The sequence below is a fragment of the Brevundimonas sp. Leaf363 genome (genome assembly GCF_001424025.1).
GTDB lineage: Bacteria > Pseudomonadota > Alphaproteobacteria > Caulobacterales > Caulobacteraceae > Brevundimonas.
This window is the reverse complement of the sequence record NZ_LMPZ01000002.1, coordinates 46,074-60,372: the sequence shown is the minus strand read 5'-3', so window position 1 is coordinate 60,372 and position 14,299 is coordinate 46,074. Positions and strand designations below refer to the sequence as shown.

Here is a 14,299-nt window from a genome sequence, read left to right as displayed (position 1 = left end):
CGTTAAGACATGAATACTTCCGGGAAATTTAACCTTCCTCGCGCTAGCCGTGCAGCGAAGAGGAACCCGCATGAAGTGCATCGGACTGTTGATCGGCGCCATGGCGTTGGCTGCGCCAGGCGCCGTGCTAGCGCAGGATGAAGGCGACTGGAGCGTGGAGGCGACGGCTGGCGCGGTCAGCGACTATCGCTTCCGCGGGCTCAGCCTGTCCGGCGGGGATCCGGCGCTGCAGGCGGGCGTCACCGTCTCGCACGCCTCGGGCTTCTACGCCGATGTCTATCTGTCCAGCATCGAGACGTACGGCGCCGGCGACGACGGTGACGGATCGGAGCTTGAAGTCACGCTGACCGGCGGCTGGGCGGGCGCATGGCTGGGCCTGGATTGGGACGCGGCCGTCTCGGCCTATCGCTACCCCGGCGGCGACGACGTCGACTATGTGGAGGTTCCGGTTCAGGCGAGCCGCACCTTCGGCCCCGCCACGGCCACCCTGGGCGTCGCCTACGCCCCCGCACAGCGCGCCCTCGGCGAAGAGGACAATCGATACGCCTGGGCCGGCCTGGACTACGCCCCGGAGGCCTGGCCCGTCAGCTTGGCGGCGTCGATCGGCTACGAGGACGGCGCATGGGCGCCGGACGGCAAGACCGACTGGCGGATCGGCGCCTTCCTCCCGCTCGGCCGGTTGACCGCCGGCGTCGAATGGATCGACAGCGACGCCGACACGGGCGCCCTGGTCGGCAGCGTCTTCGCGAGCTTTTGACGCCGGGGCCGGGTCCGCAGACGACATATCGCACTGGCCCGGTGTTCTGACGGAGCCGACGGGCGTATCATGGCGTTATCGGCGACGCGTCGCCGGGTCAGCCCCTTGCGTCCTGCTGCGCCCTTCCATCCCATGAGGTCCCCCATGCAAACGATCGGTTACGCCGCACCCGCCGGCGACAAGCCGCTGGCGCCCTTCAGCTTCGAGCGTCGCGAACCGCTGGAAAGCGACGTCGCCATCGACATCCTGTACTGCGGCGTCTGCCATTCGGACCTGCACACCGTCCGCGCCGAGTGGGGCGGCACCCTGTTCCCCTGCTGCCCGGGCCACGAGATCGTCGGCCGCGTCAGCGCGGTGGGCGGCAAGGTCAGCCGGTTCAAGGAAGGCGATCTGGTCGGTGTCGGCTGCATGGTCGACAGCTGCCGCGTCTGTCCGTCGTGCGTGGCGGGCGAGGAGCAGTACTGCACCGGCACGGGCATGGTCGGCACCTACAACGGCCCGGACAAGCATCTGGGCGGCCACACCTTCGGCGGCTATTCCAAGCATATCGTCGTCGATCAGGATTTCGTCCTGAGCATCGGCCATGACGAGAGCCAGCTGGCCGCCGTGGCGCCCCTACTGTGCGCCGGCATCACCACCTATTCGCCGCTGCGGCATTGGAAGGTCGGGCCGGGCCAGAAGGTCGGCGTCGTCGGCCTGGGCGGCCTGGGCCACATGGGCGTCAAGCTGGCCGCCGCCATGGGCGCGGACGTCTATGTCTTCACCACCTCGCCGGGCAAGGCCGAGGACGCCGCGCGCCTGGGCGCCAAGGGCGTGGTGCTGTCCAAGGACAAGGCCGACATGCAGGCCCACGCCGGCAGCTTCGACTTCATCCTGAACACGGTGGCGGCGCCCATCAATCTGGATCCCTACGTCATGGCCCTGAAGCGGGACGGCACGATGGTGCTGGTCGGCGTGCCGGCCGAGCCGCACCCCTCCCCCTCGGTCGGCGCCCTGATCTTCGGCCGCCGCTCGATCGCCGGCTCGCTGATCGGCGGTATCGCCGAGACGCAGGAGATGCTTGACTTCTGCCGCGACAACAACGTCGTCTCGGACGTCGAGATCATCCCGATCGACCAGATCGAGACGGCCTACGAGCGGATGCTGAAGGGCGACGTGAAGTACCGCTTCTCGATCGACCTGGGCTCGCTGGCCGCCTGACGCCCGACGAGGCGTCTGTGGGCGTCAGGGTGAAAAGTGCTAGTGAGCGAGGAGTGAGCAGAGCTTGAACCTGCTTTCTCCTCACCTCTTGCTCACCAGCACTCTTCACCAAAGCCGCCCGAGCCCCCCATGCCCGCCCCTCTGAAGACCGCCCTGATCTACGATTTCGACGGGACCCTGGCGCGCGGCAACATGCAGGAGGTGACCTTCATCCCCTCCGTCGGCATGGGCATCGGCGACTTCTGGGGCGAGGCCGACCGGCTGACGCGCGAGGCCGATGGCGACAACATCCTGATGTACATGCAGCTGATGCTGCAGCGGGCGCGCGAGAACGCGGCGCCGATCACCCGGACCCTGCTGCGCGAGCATGGCGAGGACGTGAAGCTGTTCGACGGGCTGAAGACCGACCTGACCGGCCCGGGCTGGTTCGACCGCATCAACGCCTTCGGCGCACGCTACAACCTGGACATCGAGCACTACATCATCTCGGCCGGGCTGGAGGAGATGATCGAGGGGTGTCCGATCCGCGACGCCTTCCACCACGTCTTCGCGTCCAAGTTCGCCTACGACCGCGACGGCGTGGCCATCTGGCCGGCGGTGGGGGTCAACTACACGACCAAGACCCAGTACCTGTTCCGCATCAACAAGGGCGTGCTGAACCACTGGGATCACGAGCGGATCAACCGCTTCATCCCCGACGACGCGCGGCCGGTGCCGTTCGAGCGCATGATATTCCTGGGCGACGGCGACACCGACGTGCCGACCATGAAGATGATGCACACCAAGGGCGGCTTCTCGATCGCCGTCTACGATCCGCGCAACTCCGAACGGGATCAGCAGAAGATCTATTCCCTGATCTCCGAGGACCGGGTGAACTTCGTCGCCGCCGCCGACTACCGCGAGGGATCGCCGCTGGACCTGATCGTCAAGGGTCTGGTCGGCCGCATCGCGGTCAACGCCGGGACCATGCCGGCGGAAGACTGACCCGCGCTGGATCCAGCGGAACGACCACGTCCATTCGCACCCCTCCGGCCAGCATGTGGCGGGTGATGCGTTCGAAATGCTGGACGAAGGCGTCGATGGCGGCGCGGCGCTCGGGCGGGACGGCCTGGAACGAAACGCCCATCAGCCCGGCCTCCTGCTCCAGCCGCCATCCGGCGACGACGTCGAAGCCGGGCGCGGCCAGGAACAGCGTGTGGTCGAACTGCGCGAAGGCGGCCTGATACGGCCCGGCCAGCGCGTCGTTGACGGCGCGCCGCCAGCCGCCGTCCGGGTCGTGGTCGCGCTCCAGCACATTGATCGGCGTCAGCAGGTCGCCCGCGGTCTGTGCGGTCGCACCCAGGCACCAGCCGTCGATCAGGATGGCGCGGGGCCGGCCGTGAAACACCGGCCAGTCCACCTCGGGCAGGCGGTCGTCCTTCAGCTTGTCAAAGGCCGGCAGGGACGTGACGTTGTCCGGTCCGGCGGCGCGCAATCGGTCCACCACCTCGAACAGCAGGTCCAGGTCGTGCGTGCCCGGCGGCCCGCGCACGCCCATGAGGGGATGGACCTCGGCGGCCGCCTGCGCCCGTTCGGACCGCGTCCGATAGACGTCGTCCAGCGACAGGTGCGCGGCGCCCAGGGCCCTCGCCGCCCGCCGCGCCAGCGTCGTCTTGCCCGAGCCCTGCGCGCCCGCCACGCCGATCAGCGGCGGCGGCGCGGCCAAATCGGCGCCGCGGACCCAATCCGCCAGAACCTCGATCGGATCGAAGGCCACGGTCAGTCGATCTGACGCGCGTCCTCGGCCAGCATGATCGGCACGCCGTCGCGGATCGGATAGGCCAGCTTGGCGCCCGCCGAGACCAGCTCCTCGCGGTCGCGGTCATAGGTCAGCGGCCCGCGCGTCACCGGGCAGACCAGGATCTCCAGCAGGCGGGGATCGACGGTGACGGGTGTGTGGAAGACGTCGCTCATGCCTGCGTCATATCGCGCCTGACGCCACACCGCTACTGGACCCCCGTTGCATGGCGCCCATGTTGGTCGGGACGCCGGCTCCCCTCGGCGCCTGGCTTGTTGCGTGAGTATGTCTGTTCCCAAGGCGCGTGCCGTCCGTGCACGGCGCGAGCGTCGGCTTCGGCTGTTCGCCGGCTATGCGTCTCTGAACGGCGTGGGTACAGCCTTCGTCGGCGACAGCCTGATCGAGCATGCGCAGTGGGACCGCCTGACCCCGCACGAGCCCAGCCGCAACTTCGGCATCAGCGGCGACGCGGCCAGAGACGTCCACGACCGAGCCGCCCAGGTTCTGAGCGTGCGTCCGGCCCGGATCGTCCTGCTGGCCGGCACCAACGACATCACGCATGGCACGGCCGAGGCGGCGCCCGACTGGTTGGGGCGGACGCTGGCCACATGGCGGGCCTTGAGCCCCGACGTCGCGATCGCCGTGCTCGCCGTACCGCCCCGTGCGGCCGAACGCGCCGACGCCGTCGCCCGGCTGAACTGCACATTGCTCGAGACGGCGCAGGCGGCCGGCGCGGTCTTTCTGGACGGCGCTGAGGTTTTGGCTTTGTCGGACGGCGGGCTAGATCCCCGACTGACGCGCGACGGTCTGCACCTGAACGCAGCGGGGTATCGCCAATGGCTGGAAGCCCTGACGCCGGGTCTGCGCCGCCTTGGCGTCGAAACCGGGCCGAGGATCGCGCCCGAGCCGCGTATCCTGGCGGCCGAGCCGATGAACGATCCAGAGCCCGGAGCCCAAACCACGCGGTCGTGCGGGCCCACGTTGCTGCGCGCGTCCCGAACCTACTGAACCGAGGGCGCGGCGTCGTCGCCCGCGTCGGCGGCGTCGATGCGCAGCAGGGCGGTCAGGGCCTCGGCCCGCGCGGTCAGGTCCAGCGCCTCCAGCAGAGCCTGCTTCTCGGCCGGATCGAACGGCAGGGCCATGGACAGGCTGTTGACCAGGGCGTCCACGGGTGCGCCCTCGGCGGTCTCCCAGTCGATCTCCAGCGCGCGGTGATCCAGATATCGGCGCAGGGCCTCGAAGAAGCCGGGCCGGTCCAGCTCGGCGTCCAGGTCCGGCTCGGCCAGATCGGACTCATAGGCCTGAAAGGCGGCGCGCACCTGGCGGTACGGGGTGGAGGCGGGCATTTCGGCGGCGACGCGGAAGCGGCAGACGCCGGTCAGGGTGACCAGATAGCGGCCGTCCGACGTCTCGGCGAAGCTGGTGATCCGGCCCGCGCAGCCGACCTGCGACAGGCGCGGTAGGTGGCTGGGGCCGCCCGTCGGCTGGATCATGCCGATGATCCGGTCGCCCGCCATCGCGTCGTCGATCATGTTCAGATAGCGCGGCTCGAAGATGTTGAGCGGCAGCTGACCGCGCGGCAGGACGATGGCGCCGGCCAGCGGGAAGACGGGGATGACCTGAGGCAGGTCGTCGGCGCGAACATAGCCCTGCGGCATCGGTCTCAGGCTCAGGCGAACAGGATCGAGGACAGGCGCTTGCGGCCGTCGCGGGCGATGTCGGAGGTCGCGCCCGCCGCATCGAAGACGGTCAGCAACTGCTTGCGCGCGGCCTGCTCGCTCCATTCGCGGTCGGCGGCGACGATCTTCAACAGGTGATCGACCGCTCCCTTCAGATCGCCCGACGCCGAGAGGGCGTTGGCCAGATCGAAGCGGGCCTGGTGATCGTTGGGATCGGCCGCGACCCTGGCCTCCAGATCGGCGTGCTCGCCCGACGGCGCATGGTCGGCCAGGGCCAGTTGCGCGCGCACGCTCTGGATCGCCGGGTCGTTGGAGCCCGACGCCATGGCCAGGGTCTGGCGCGCCTGGTCGATGTCGCCGCCGCCCAGGTAGACGCGCGCCATGCCGGCGATGGCCTTGGGGTTCTCGGTGTCGATCGACAGGACGTGGGCGAAGGCCTGGGCCGCGCCGCCGAAGTCGCCGAGGCCCAGCGATTCCTCGCCCAGCGCCATCAGCTGCTCGATGTCGTTGGAGGCGTCGTCGCCGCCGCCCGCCAGCTTGGCGATGAAGGCGGTGATCTGGCTTTCGGGCACCGCGCCCTGGAAGCCGTCGACCGGCTGGCCGTCGACGAAGGCGTAGACGGTCGGGATGGACTGGACCCGCAGCTGGCCCGCATAGGCCGGGTTCTTGTCGACGTCGATCTTGACCAGCTTCACCGCTCCGCCGGCGGCCCGGACCGCCTTCTCGAGCGCCGGCGTCAGCTGCCGGCACGGCCCGCACCAGGTGGCCCAGAAGTCGACGATGACCGGCTGGCTCTTCGACGCCTCGACCACATCGGCCATGAAGGAGGCGTCGGAGCCTTCCTTGATCAGGTCGGCGGTGGCGGTCGGGTCGGCGAAGGTCATGGAAGTCTCCGTGTGAGCTTTAAAACGCGGCAGGCGGGAGATGGTCGCGCGAGGCGGGTGCGGCAAGGTGGCGGGGACCAGGAAGCGCGGTCGCAAGCGCGGGCCGGGACTTGAACCCGGCGTCTTCAGGGCGAACCTGATGCACTCTCCGGTTATGCTACCGCGCTCGGCGTCAGCTTACTGACGTGGGGAATGTCCGCAACGGGTGGAAAGCAGTCATTTCTCCAGACGCTGTGATAGAATGTCCAGAACGACCTTGGGATGATGCCTGAATATCCATGAAAGCACCGAAATCTGCTTTCCAGACGCCAGTGAGAAAATCAAAGCTTCCGGCGACGCGATATGACTGGGCTCAAGCCGGAGCGACTGCACGTATGATATGCGAATTGTCTTGCGGACCGGCCAGTTAAGAACAAATGCGTCGCCATCCAGTCTCAATACCGGAAAGCCTGTCAGCATCAATGAAACAAGCTTGGCCGCCTCAATGCCGAAATAGACTGTCCCTACGGCTAAGACGACCAACTGCATCCACGCGCCCAGGGTGCCTTTATCGAAAAGCAAAATAGCGCAGGCCACGCCTCCGAATACAAAAACGAGGCAAATCATAATCGAAATGCAGGCGTTTTTCCTGTTCGGCATCAGCATCTGGTCCACCTCATCCCTCCTGACCATTTGAAACGACCCAGCTGTCTCCGGGACTCTTCATTCCTCATCGGTGGGTGGTGTGCAAAAACCGCGATGTCCGCAATGGGTCAGGAGCGGACCGTCGCCTGAGGGTGGCTATCAGCCTAAAGCGATAGGCGACATGGCGATCGAATACCAAAGGAACAGGGCCAGCGGGATGGCCAGAAGCAACTTTGAGACCCGACCCAACACCATGCACAGGGTGCAGATAAAAAACGCCAAGATGAAGCTAGCGAGGGTTCCGAGGGCGACAGCCTGCCAACTCGTGGGCGCAGATCCGAATGAAATCAGGTAGGCGGCAAAGTAGGTTATTGGGTTGAACCAGATTCCGATGTTCGCAAGCCTCAAGGGAATCTCGCCGCCCCAGCAATACGGCACCACCAAACCCAGAAAAATCATGGCGTAGCCCGTCCCTGCTAAGACGGGGACGCGCAACCTAGCGAGGAACGACGCTGTCATCGCATGATGATGTGGTCAGGCCGCGCATACGGCAAGCTGCAACTGCGAAAGTCTGGGGTGGGTCGGGAACAGACCTTCGCCGAAGGGTGGTTAGAGGACTTGGCGGGTGAGAGCGAAGCCGGAAGGCAACTCCGCAATCTGGAAGCCCGCGTCTCGGAAAAGATATTCTAGGCCGTTGGTGAGCGACGCGCCGATGAAATCAACGCGAGACCAGTTTGGATGGTGAAGGTCCACAGTCGCGAACATGCCTTCGACGTCCGGTGCGTCGCCAGACTTCAATATCGCACTGTTCGGATCGGTCGATTTGGCTTTCCACTTCTGTTCAGCGATGGCGCGATTGGCCGGCGACTCGACCAGCCAGAAGGCGTTGCCGAGTTCGGGGGCATCTGCTGTCCCATAGTTTGGGGAGAAAGCCACAACCACATGCATCAGCGTCAGTCCCACGATGCTGCGATGTCCGCAACGGGTCGAAAGGAGACGCTAGCCTTTATTCCAGCGCCTCAAAATCCACCACCACGGCCTCGCGCCCCAGAGCCGCCATTACCGCTCGCAGCGCCTCCCGCATCAGCGTCGTGGTGGCCGTATTCACCAGTGGGTGGAAGTTGACCTGATCCGCCTCCCACAGCCGCCGGTCGATGACGAAATGCACGCGCCGGTCGACGTCATTCACCAGCCCCAGCGCCGTCACCGATCCTGGCCGCACGCCCAGCGTCTCCCACATCAGCCCCTCGTTGCCGAACGACAGCCGGTCCGAGCCAATGACGGCGGGCAGGCGCTTCAGGTCGATGACCGTGTCCTGGGCGGCCGAGACCAGCCACAGCTGCTGCTTCTTGTCCTTGAGGAACAGGTTCTTGGTGTGCAGCCCCTCGATCCCGACCTTCATGTCGTGGCCGTCCTCGACGCGGAAGACGGCCGGGTGGTCGGTGGTGACCTGATCGATCCCCCGCTCGGCCAGCCAGTCCAGCAGGGCGTCGCGGTCGAAGGGGGGAGCCGGATCAGAATCGGGCGTCTTGTCGGGCGTCATCGGGGACCGCTAGGAGAGTGGCTCCCTCGTTAGCGTTCGGAGCGTCGCCTTGGAACTGGAATGCTATCCCATGACCGCCCGGCCGCCGGACCTGCGTCCCGGCAGCCAGTCGCGCAACTGGATGGACGCCTTCGCCAGCCGGCATCCCTATCGCTGCCTGCCGCTGAACATGGCCAACACCACCGGGTGGGAGATCCTGTGCCCCTTCGGCTTCCAGGCCGAGTGGAACGGCGGCCCGCGTCAGGAAGACATCGTCATCACGCCGGACCGGCCGCAGCCGGACATCAAGCATGTGGTGACCTCGCACTTCTCGCGCGGCGTCCTGACCATGCACCCGCAGTATCTGTTCCGCTCGCCGCCGGGCTGGGGGATGCTGTGCTCGGGCTCGCCCAACCATCTGAAGGACGGCATCCAGCCGCTGGTCGGCCTGATCGAGACCGACTGGCTGCCCTTCCCCTTCACCATGAACTGGGTCTTCACCCGGCCGGGCAAGATCCGCTTCGAGAAGGGCGAACCCTTCTGCTTCATCACCCTGGTCGAGCATCGCAAGATGGAGGAGGTCACCCCCATCATCCGCTCGCTGGAATCCAACCCGGTGATGCATGGCCAGTTCGAGGCCTGGAATCGCCAGCGCACCGACTTCAACAAACGCCTGGCCTCGGGCGATCCCGATGCGGCCAAGGAGGCGTGGCAGCGCTTCTACTTCAAGGGCGAGCTGCCCGAGGAGTTGGGCACGGCGCCCGAGACCCACGCCAACAAGCGCCGGCTGCAGACGCCGAGGCTGGCCTGATGTGACAAGGGCGGGCCCACGGCCCGCCCTCTCACGCTTCGCTCAATGAGACGAAGGCCTTACATAGGCCGGGCGACGCGGCCGCCCAGGTTGGCGATGACCTCGCGCGCATCGAAGGCGTTGGGATCGTTGGCCGGCTTGGGCCCGCGTCCCAGCACGATCTCGGCGTTGGCCTCGTAGCGATCGACGGCGCGGACGTCGAAGTCGTCGCCGAACGGATCGCCCCAGGGGCTCCAGTAGCCGCGGCTGTAGTAGCGCCACGACGGACCCCAGTAGCCGCCGTAAAGGCCGCCGCGCCGGGCCCACGGGCTGACGCCGCCCAGGTAGCGGACGTCACGGTCGGTGGCGCGGCTGGCGGTCATGAACCAGTCGGCGCCGTTCTCGACGGTGATCTCTGCGGCGCGCAGCAACAGGCTGGTCTCGACCTGCTCGCGCGAGGTGGCCGAGTTGCCGGCGAAGGTGACGCGGAAGCGGTCGGCTTCCAGCCGCTGCTCGGCATAGCCGCCGCGCTGGCCGTTGTAGCCGGCGGGCTGATAGGGGGTCGGGGTGGCGCAGGCGGCCAGGGCCAGCGCGGCCGCCGTGGCCAGCAGGGCCGGCCGGATCCATGTCTTTGTCATCGAAGACTCCTTTGCGCCAGACGACGCGTCCCAAGCTGAACCGCGGATGAACAAGGCGGGTTCCATCACGTCGGAACCCACTCAATTCGCAAAACAATCATCACAGCGGCCGATAAGAGAAGTACGCCGGTGAAGACCCCGAAGATGCGCCGAAAACGCGGCTCTGTCATCCGCCTGGCCAATGCGGCGCCGCTCAGCGCATAGGCGCTCATCGACAGGGCGTCCAAGCCGATCATGGCCACGGCGAACAGGCCCAGTTGCGGCGCGACCGGCCGCGCGACGTCGATGAAGGGCGGCAGGACGGCTGTGAAGAACAGGACCGCCTTGGGATTGGCGATCTGAACCATGAAGCCGTCCATCAGCGCGGTGCGCGCGCCGCGCACCGACGGCGCCGGGTCGGTCGCGATGACGGCGGGCGCCCGGGCCGCCGGCTTCAGCGCGCTGTGAAAGGCCTTGAGCCCCAGCCACGCCACGTAGGCGGCGCCCAGCACCGCGACGATGCGGAACACGCCGGGGAAGGCCGACACCAGCGCGCCCAGTCCCAGGGCCGCCGCGCAGAACCAGACCAGGGTCGCCAGGTTCATCCCCAGCACGCCCAGCAGCGCCTTGCGCCGCCCACGCTCAACGCCCGCCGCGATGGCGAACAGATTGGCCGGGCCGGGCGTGACGGCCATCACGGACATGACGGCCAGGAAGGTCAGATAGAGATGCGGATCGACGGGCATGGGCCCGCTTCGGTCGGCGACGAGCCAGCGTCAAGCTCGTGCTTCCCAAAACCGCTAATCCCGACGGGAGCCAGGATGAGCTGGCGGATCAGCGCCTAATGCGGATCCGCCGCTTCGGCGTCGTCGGCCGCCATGCCGGCCTCGTCGAGCGCATGCTGGGCCATCAGCTGGTAGGTGACCATCTGGTCGGCGTCGGGATGGGTCCAGGCGCTGTTGGCGGCGATGCCGACACCCCCGGCGATGGCTTGCTGGACCTCGGGGCTATCCATGGCTTCCGCGACGATGGCGGCCACGTCCACATCGGCCATGGCGGCGGCGGTGGCGTCGGCGGCGAAGGCGGCGGCGGCGCCGGCGAAGGCGGTGATCTCGCCCTGGTGCGCGGCCATCAGGGCCGAGATGCGGGCGCCCTGTTCTTCCTCGCTCAGGCTGTCGTCGGCCTGAATGGCGTCGGCCTGTCGCTCGACCGCCTCCATCCTGGCCTCGAAGGCGGCGGCCTGGGCCTCGAACGCGGCCTCGGCGGCGCTCTCGGGCTCATCGGCGGCGAAGGCGGTGGATACGGGCAGGACCGCCAGCAGGGCGGAAAGAGAGATGGCGCGGATCATGGCGGGCTCCTTCGGCGGACGCCCGAAAGGTCCGCCGAACGCCGTCCGGCCACAAGTGAAATCGCGGTAAGGCTTGGCGGCGAGGCTACTGGGGCGCGGCCGGAGCCGCCGGGGCCGGCGGATTGGTCAGGCGCTCCAGGATGCCGGCGCGAGCCTGATCGGGGATGCCCCGGATCGAGGCGCTGGCGCTGGTCGCGGCCTGGGCCAGACCGGCCTTCTCTTCCGGATCGGTCGACTTGGCGGACTCGCCGTTCAGGAACGTCGCGACGTCATCGGCGAAGGTATTCACCTCGGGCCGATAGCGGCCCAGCACGACGTCCACGTCAGCCATGGTCTTGGTCTGATCGCCGGCGCCGGTCGTGATAGCGGCCTCCAGTTCGGTCCCGAGTTGCTGCATGCGGGCCGAAAAGGCCTGCGCCTTAACGTTCAGCGCGGCCTCTTCCGGCGAGATCGGCGCCTCGGCGGCGGCGGGCGGCGGGGTCTGGGCCATGACGGGCGCGGCGACGAACAGGGCGGCGGCCACGGCCAGGGAAGAGGCGATACGCATGGGAACTCCCGATGAAGACCCGGCCACCGTGATCGGCGGGCCGGGCTAAAACAAGGCTGTCGAAACGAAGGCTAGCGCTGGTCCCGCCGCGCCAGGACACGCAGGCGCAGCGCGTTCAGCTTGATGAAGCCGGCGGCGTCACGGTGGTCATAGGCCTGGACGCCCTCTTCGAAGGTGACCAGGTCCTGATCGTAGAGGCTGTGCGGGCTGGTGCGGCCGATGATGGTGACATTGCCCTTGTAGAGCTTCACCCGCACCTCGCCGGAGACCTTGGCCTGTGAATGGTCGATGGCGGCCTGCAGCATCTCGCGCTCCGGCGCGAACCAGAAGCCGTTGTAGATGAGCGATGCATATTTCGGCATCAGCTCGTCCTTCAGGTGCATGGCGCCGCGATCCAGGGTGATGCTCTCGATGCCCCGGTGCGCGGCCAGCAGGATCGTGCCGCCCGGCGTCTCATAGACACCGCGCGACTTCATGCCGACGAAGCGGTTCTCGACCAGGTCCAGACGGCCCACGCCGTTGTCGTGACCCAGTCGGTTCAGCTCGGTCAGGAGGGTGGCGGGCGACATCGCCACGCCGTCGATCGCGACCGCGTCGCCCCGCTCGAAGCTGAGGGTGAAGATGTGCGGCGTGTCCGGCGCATCCTCGGGCGCGATGGTGCGCATATGGACGTATTCGGGGGCCTCGACCGCCGGATCCTCAAGCACCTTGCCCTCGCTGGACGAGTGCAACAGGTTGGCGTCGACGCTGAACGGGCTCTCGCCGCGCTTGTCCTTGGAGACCGGGATCTGGTTCTTCTCGGCGAAGTCGATCAGGGCCTCGCGCGACCGGTATTCCCACTCGCGCCACGGGGCGATGACGTGGATGTCGGGGTTCAGGGCGTAGTAGCCGACCTCGAACCGGACCTGGTCGTTGCCCTTGCCGGTCGCGCCGTGACAGACGGCGTCGGCGCCGACCATGCGGGCGATCTCGATCTGGCGCTTGGCGATCAGCGGCCGGGCGATCGAGGTTCCCAGCAGATACTGGCCCTCATAGACGGTGTTGGCGCGGAACATCGGGAAGACGAAGTCGCGCACGAACTCCTCGCGCAGGTCGTCGATGAAGATGTTCTCGGGCTTGATGCCCAGCTTCAGGGCCTTCTCGCGCGCCGGGCCCAGCTCCTCGCCCTGGCCCAGGTCGGCGGTGAAGGTGACGACCTCGGCCTGATATTCGGTCTGTAGCCACTTCAGGATGATCGAGGTGTCCAGCCCGCCCGAATAGGCGAGCACGACCTTCTTGATCTTCTTGTCTTGGGGCATGGCTGGCGTCCGGGCGGCGTCGAGGAGAGGGCTGCGCTTAAAAGGCCGGACGCCCTCTTATGCAAGGGCGCTATTGTGGCGGGAAGCGATAGCTCTGCTGAGCCCACCTGGCCGCCAGCGTCGGTTCGTTGCCGCGCGTCCAGTCGAAGAAGGTCGCGTTCTCCCAGTTGGAGCCCACGCCCCAGCGGGTGGAGCAGCGGGTCGAGACCCACGCCGGCTCCCAATAGACGACGCCCGTGCCGCCCGCGTCGATGACGCCCTGGGTCAGGTCGGTCATGTATTTCAGCTGGCCCGCCTCGGTCGCCGGGTAGCCGTCCAGCAGGCTGTCGGTCCCCAGCAGGTTCGGCGAGGCATCCTCGCCCTCGGCGGTGAAGGGGTAGGCGGTTTCGACCACCACAACGTCGGCCGTATAGGCGCCGCGCAGGCGGCGGATCGTGTCGTAGAGCTCGGCCGGGGTCTTCGTCGACCACTTGCGATAGTAGCTGACGCCGATCAGGTCGTAGTCGGTGACGCCATGCGCCTTGGCGGCCGCGAACCAGGGCTCGACGTTCTCGGGCTGGGCGATGTGCAGCATGACGCGCGCCGGATGGCCGGAAGCCGCGCCCGCATCGCGCACCGCCTTGATCCCAGCGTTGAACAGCGCGGCGTTGCGCTGCCAGTCGATGCCCGGGCGCGCCGTCTTCCAGTCCAGCTCGCCCATCAGATCTGGATTGGTCTCGTTGCCGACCTGGACCATGTCCGGGTCCAGCCCCTCTGCCGCCAGAGCGTCCAGCACGCTGCGGGTATAGTCATAGAGCGCCGCCGACAGCGCCGGGACATCATCCCGGATCGGCCGCCAGGCCTCCGGCACGATCTGCTTGTCCCCGTCGGCCCAGTCGTCCGAATAGTGGAAGTCCAGCAGCACCTGCATGCCCGCCTCCTTCGACCGGCGGATGGTTTCCTTGACGTCGTCCAGGTCGCTGTAGGGCGTCCACTTGGCGTCATTCCAGATGCGGACGCGGACCAGGTTCGTGCCCAGGCTGGCGAACAGGCGGTATGGGTCCTGCGCCTCGCCGTCCGAGCGGTAAACCGCGCCGCAGTCCTCCATCTCATTCACGTAGGACAGGTCGGCGCCGAAGTAGAAGCGTGGGGTCTCGGCATGCGCCGTCGAAGCGGCGAGGACGGCGGCGAGAGTCAGGCTGAGGGTGCGGGTCATGATGTCACCATAGCATCCCTCTCCCAGAGGGAGAGGACTTGAGCGCCTGAGAGCGTAGCGA

Annotated in this window: 19 protein-coding genes and 1 tRNA gene; 5 read left to right on the top strand and 15 right to left on the bottom strand. The window is 67.4% G+C overall.

From position 1 onward, the window contains the following. Window positions 1-70 precede the first annotated feature (70 nt). From ASG17_RS03420 to ASG17_RS03410, 3 genes are all read left to right on the top strand, one after another. The gene (locus ASG17_RS03420; RefSeq protein WP_056099217.1) at window positions 71-757 is read left to right on the top strand and encodes a TorF family putative porin; all 687 of its coding nucleotides are present in this window, start codon (window positions 71-73) and stop codon (window positions 755-757) included. A 144-nt stretch (window positions 758-901) separates the two neighbouring features. After that, the gene (locus ASG17_RS03415; RefSeq protein ID WP_056099215.1) at window positions 902-1,957 is read left to right on the top strand and encodes an NAD(P)-dependent alcohol dehydrogenase; all 1,056 of its coding nucleotides are present in this window, start codon (window positions 902-904) and stop codon (window positions 1,955-1,957) included. Between the two features lie 129 nt (window positions 1,958-2,086). After that, window positions 2,087-2,941 (top strand): HAD family hydrolase, encoded by an 855-nt coding sequence (locus ASG17_RS03410; RefSeq protein WP_056099211.1) that lies wholly within the window; start codon window positions 2,087-2,089, stop codon window positions 2,939-2,941. Here the strand turns inward: ASG17_RS03410 and ASG17_RS03405 are convergent. Further along, the gene (locus ASG17_RS03405; RefSeq protein ID WP_156367718.1) at window positions 2,910-3,713 is read right to left on the bottom strand and encodes an AAA family ATPase; all 804 of its coding nucleotides are present in this window, start codon (window positions 3,711-3,713) and stop codon (window positions 2,910-2,912) included. The genes ASG17_RS03410 and ASG17_RS03405 overlap by 32 nt on opposite strands. 2 nt (window positions 3,714-3,715) lie before the next feature. Next, the gene (locus ASG17_RS03400) at window positions 3,716-3,910 is read right to left on the bottom strand and encodes a Trm112 family protein (RefSeq protein WP_056099205.1); all 195 of its coding nucleotides are present in this window, start codon (window positions 3,908-3,910) and stop codon (window positions 3,716-3,718) included. A 109-nt stretch (window positions 3,911-4,019) separates the two neighbouring features. On the opposite strand from ASG17_RS03400, the gene ASG17_RS03395 reads away from it, so the two are divergent. Continuing rightward, complete coding sequence (locus ASG17_RS03395) at window positions 4,020-4,742, top strand: GDSL-type esterase/lipase family protein (RefSeq protein WP_056099202.1); 723 nt, start codon at window positions 4,020-4,022, stop codon at window positions 4,740-4,742. On the opposite strand, the gene ASG17_RS03390 is transcribed toward ASG17_RS03395, so the two are convergent. The 7 genes from ASG17_RS03390 to ASG17_RS03370 all read right to left on the bottom strand — a co-directional run bounded on the left by ASG17_RS03390 (window position 4,736) and on the right by ASG17_RS03370 (window position 8,464). Continuing rightward, entirely contained in the window at window positions 4,736-5,392 is a 657-nt protein-coding gene (locus tag ASG17_RS03390; protein ID WP_056099199.1) for an LON peptidase substrate-binding domain-containing protein, read from the bottom strand. The genes ASG17_RS03395 and ASG17_RS03390 overlap by 7 nt on opposite strands. An 11-nt stretch (window positions 5,393-5,403) precedes the next feature. Continuing rightward, window positions 5,404-6,297, bottom strand: coding sequence for a co-chaperone YbbN (locus tag ASG17_RS03385; RefSeq protein WP_056099195.1), 894 nt, complete (start codon window positions 6,295-6,297; stop codon window positions 5,404-5,406). A gap of 94 nt (window positions 6,298-6,391) precedes the next feature. After that, window positions 6,392-6,464, bottom strand: a tRNA-Arg gene (locus ASG17_RS15385). A 49-nt stretch (window positions 6,465-6,513) separates the two neighbouring features. Next, window positions 6,514-6,951 (bottom strand): hypothetical protein, encoded by a 438-nt coding sequence (locus tag ASG17_RS03380; protein WP_156367717.1) that lies wholly within the window; start codon window positions 6,949-6,951, stop codon window positions 6,514-6,516. Between the two features lie 129 nt (window positions 6,952-7,080). Beyond that, entirely contained in the window at window positions 7,081-7,380 is a 300-nt protein-coding gene (locus ASG17_RS03375; protein ID WP_156367716.1) for a hypothetical protein, read from the bottom strand. Between the two features lie 150 nt (window positions 7,381-7,530). After that, window positions 7,531-7,884, bottom strand: a complete 354-nt coding sequence (locus tag ASG17_RS15380; RefSeq protein WP_156367715.1) for a hypothetical protein — start codon at window positions 7,882-7,884, stop codon at window positions 7,531-7,533. A 43-nt stretch (window positions 7,885-7,927) separates the two neighbouring features. Then, a complete protein-coding gene (locus ASG17_RS03370) occupies window positions 7,928-8,464 on the bottom strand; it encodes a prolyl-tRNA synthetase associated domain-containing protein (protein ID WP_082496094.1) in 537 nt (178 codons plus the stop codon). A 49-nt stretch (window positions 8,465-8,513) separates the two neighbouring features. Here ASG17_RS03370 and ASG17_RS03365 point away from each other — a divergent pair, with 49 nt between their 5' ends. Next, a complete protein-coding gene (locus ASG17_RS03365) occupies window positions 8,514-9,254 on the top strand; it encodes a DUF6065 family protein (RefSeq protein ID WP_056099186.1) in 741 nt (246 codons plus the stop codon). Between the two features lie 59 nt (window positions 9,255-9,313). On the opposite strand, the gene ASG17_RS03360 is transcribed toward ASG17_RS03365, so the two are convergent. From ASG17_RS03360 to ASG17_RS03335, 6 genes are all read right to left on the bottom strand, one after another. After that, window positions 9,314-9,871, bottom strand: a complete 558-nt coding sequence (locus ASG17_RS03360; RefSeq protein WP_056099185.1) for a hypothetical protein — start codon at window positions 9,869-9,871, stop codon at window positions 9,314-9,316. Window positions 9,872-9,936: 65 nt separating this feature from the next. After that, window positions 9,937-10,596, bottom strand: a complete 660-nt coding sequence (locus tag ASG17_RS03355) for a LysE family translocator (protein ID WP_056099182.1) — start codon at window positions 10,594-10,596, stop codon at window positions 9,937-9,939. A gap of 95 nt (window positions 10,597-10,691) precedes the next feature. Continuing rightward, window positions 10,692-11,198, bottom strand: coding sequence for a hypothetical protein (locus ASG17_RS03350; RefSeq protein ID WP_056099181.1), 507 nt, complete (start codon window positions 11,196-11,198; stop codon window positions 10,692-10,694). A gap of 85 nt (window positions 11,199-11,283) precedes the next feature. After that, complete coding sequence (locus tag ASG17_RS03345; protein ID WP_056099178.1) at window positions 11,284-11,745, bottom strand: hypothetical protein; 462 nt, start codon at window positions 11,743-11,745, stop codon at window positions 11,284-11,286. A 71-nt stretch (window positions 11,746-11,816) separates the two neighbouring features. Next, the gene (locus ASG17_RS03340; RefSeq protein WP_056099175.1) at window positions 11,817-13,043 is read right to left on the bottom strand and encodes an argininosuccinate synthase; all 1,227 of its coding nucleotides are present in this window, start codon (window positions 13,041-13,043) and stop codon (window positions 11,817-11,819) included. 70 nt (window positions 13,044-13,113) lie between these two features. Next, entirely contained in the window at window positions 13,114-14,238 is a 1,125-nt protein-coding gene (locus ASG17_RS03335; RefSeq protein WP_082496092.1) for a glycosyl hydrolase 53 family protein, read from the bottom strand. Window positions 14,239-14,299 lie beyond the last annotated feature (61 nt).

Excerpts from the sequence above, each read along its gene's own strand:
- ASG17_RS03385 (WP_056099195.1), bottom strand. The coding sequence starts at position 6,297 with ATGACCTTCGCCGACCCGACCGCCACCGCCGACCTGATCAAGGAAGGC.
- ASG17_RS03420 (WP_056099217.1), top strand. The coding sequence starts at position 71 with ATGAAGTGCATCGGACTGTTGATCGGCGCCATGGCGTTGGCTGCGCCA.
- ASG17_RS03415 (WP_056099215.1), top strand. The coding sequence starts at position 902 with ATGCAAACGATCGGTTACGCCGCACCCGCCGGCGACAAGCCGCTGGCG.
- ASG17_RS03410 (WP_056099211.1), top strand. The coding sequence starts at position 2,087 with ATGCCCGCCCCTCTGAAGACCGCCCTGATCTACGATTTCGACGGGACC.
- ASG17_RS03390 (WP_056099199.1), bottom strand. The coding sequence starts at position 5,392 with ATGCCGCAGGGCTATGTTCGCGCCGACGACCTGCCTCAGGTCATCCCC.
- ASG17_RS03400 (WP_056099205.1), bottom strand. The coding sequence starts at position 3,910 with ATGAGCGACGTCTTCCACACACCCGTCACCGTCGATCCCCGCCTGCTG.
- ASG17_RS03345 (WP_056099178.1), bottom strand. The coding sequence starts at position 11,745 with ATGCGTATCGCCTCTTCCCTGGCCGTGGCCGCCGCCCTGTTCGTCGCC.
- ASG17_RS03355 (WP_056099182.1), bottom strand. The coding sequence starts at position 10,596 with ATGCCCGTCGATCCGCATCTCTATCTGACCTTCCTGGCCGTCATGTCC.
- ASG17_RS03370 (WP_082496094.1), bottom strand. The coding sequence starts at position 8,464 with ATGACGCCCGACAAGACGCCCGATTCTGATCCGGCTCCCCCCTTCGAC.
- ASG17_RS03360 (WP_056099185.1), bottom strand. The coding sequence starts at position 9,871 with ATGACAAAGACATGGATCCGGCCGGCCCTGCTGGCCACGGCGGCCGCG.
- ASG17_RS03375 (WP_156367716.1), bottom strand. The coding sequence starts at position 7,380 with ATGATTTTTCTGGGTTTGGTGGTGCCGTATTGCTGGGGCGGCGAGATT.
- ASG17_RS03335 (WP_082496092.1), bottom strand. The coding sequence starts at position 14,238 with ATGACCCGCACCCTCAGCCTGACTCTCGCCGCCGTCCTCGCCGCTTCG.
- ASG17_RS03350 (WP_056099181.1), bottom strand. The coding sequence starts at position 11,198 with ATGATCCGCGCCATCTCTCTTTCCGCCCTGCTGGCGGTCCTGCCCGTA.
- ASG17_RS03395 (WP_056099202.1), top strand. The coding sequence starts at position 4,020 with ATGTCTGTTCCCAAGGCGCGTGCCGTCCGTGCACGGCGCGAGCGTCGG.
- ASG17_RS03340 (WP_056099175.1), bottom strand. The coding sequence starts at position 13,043 with ATGCCCCAAGACAAGAAGATCAAGAAGGTCGTGCTCGCCTATTCGGGC.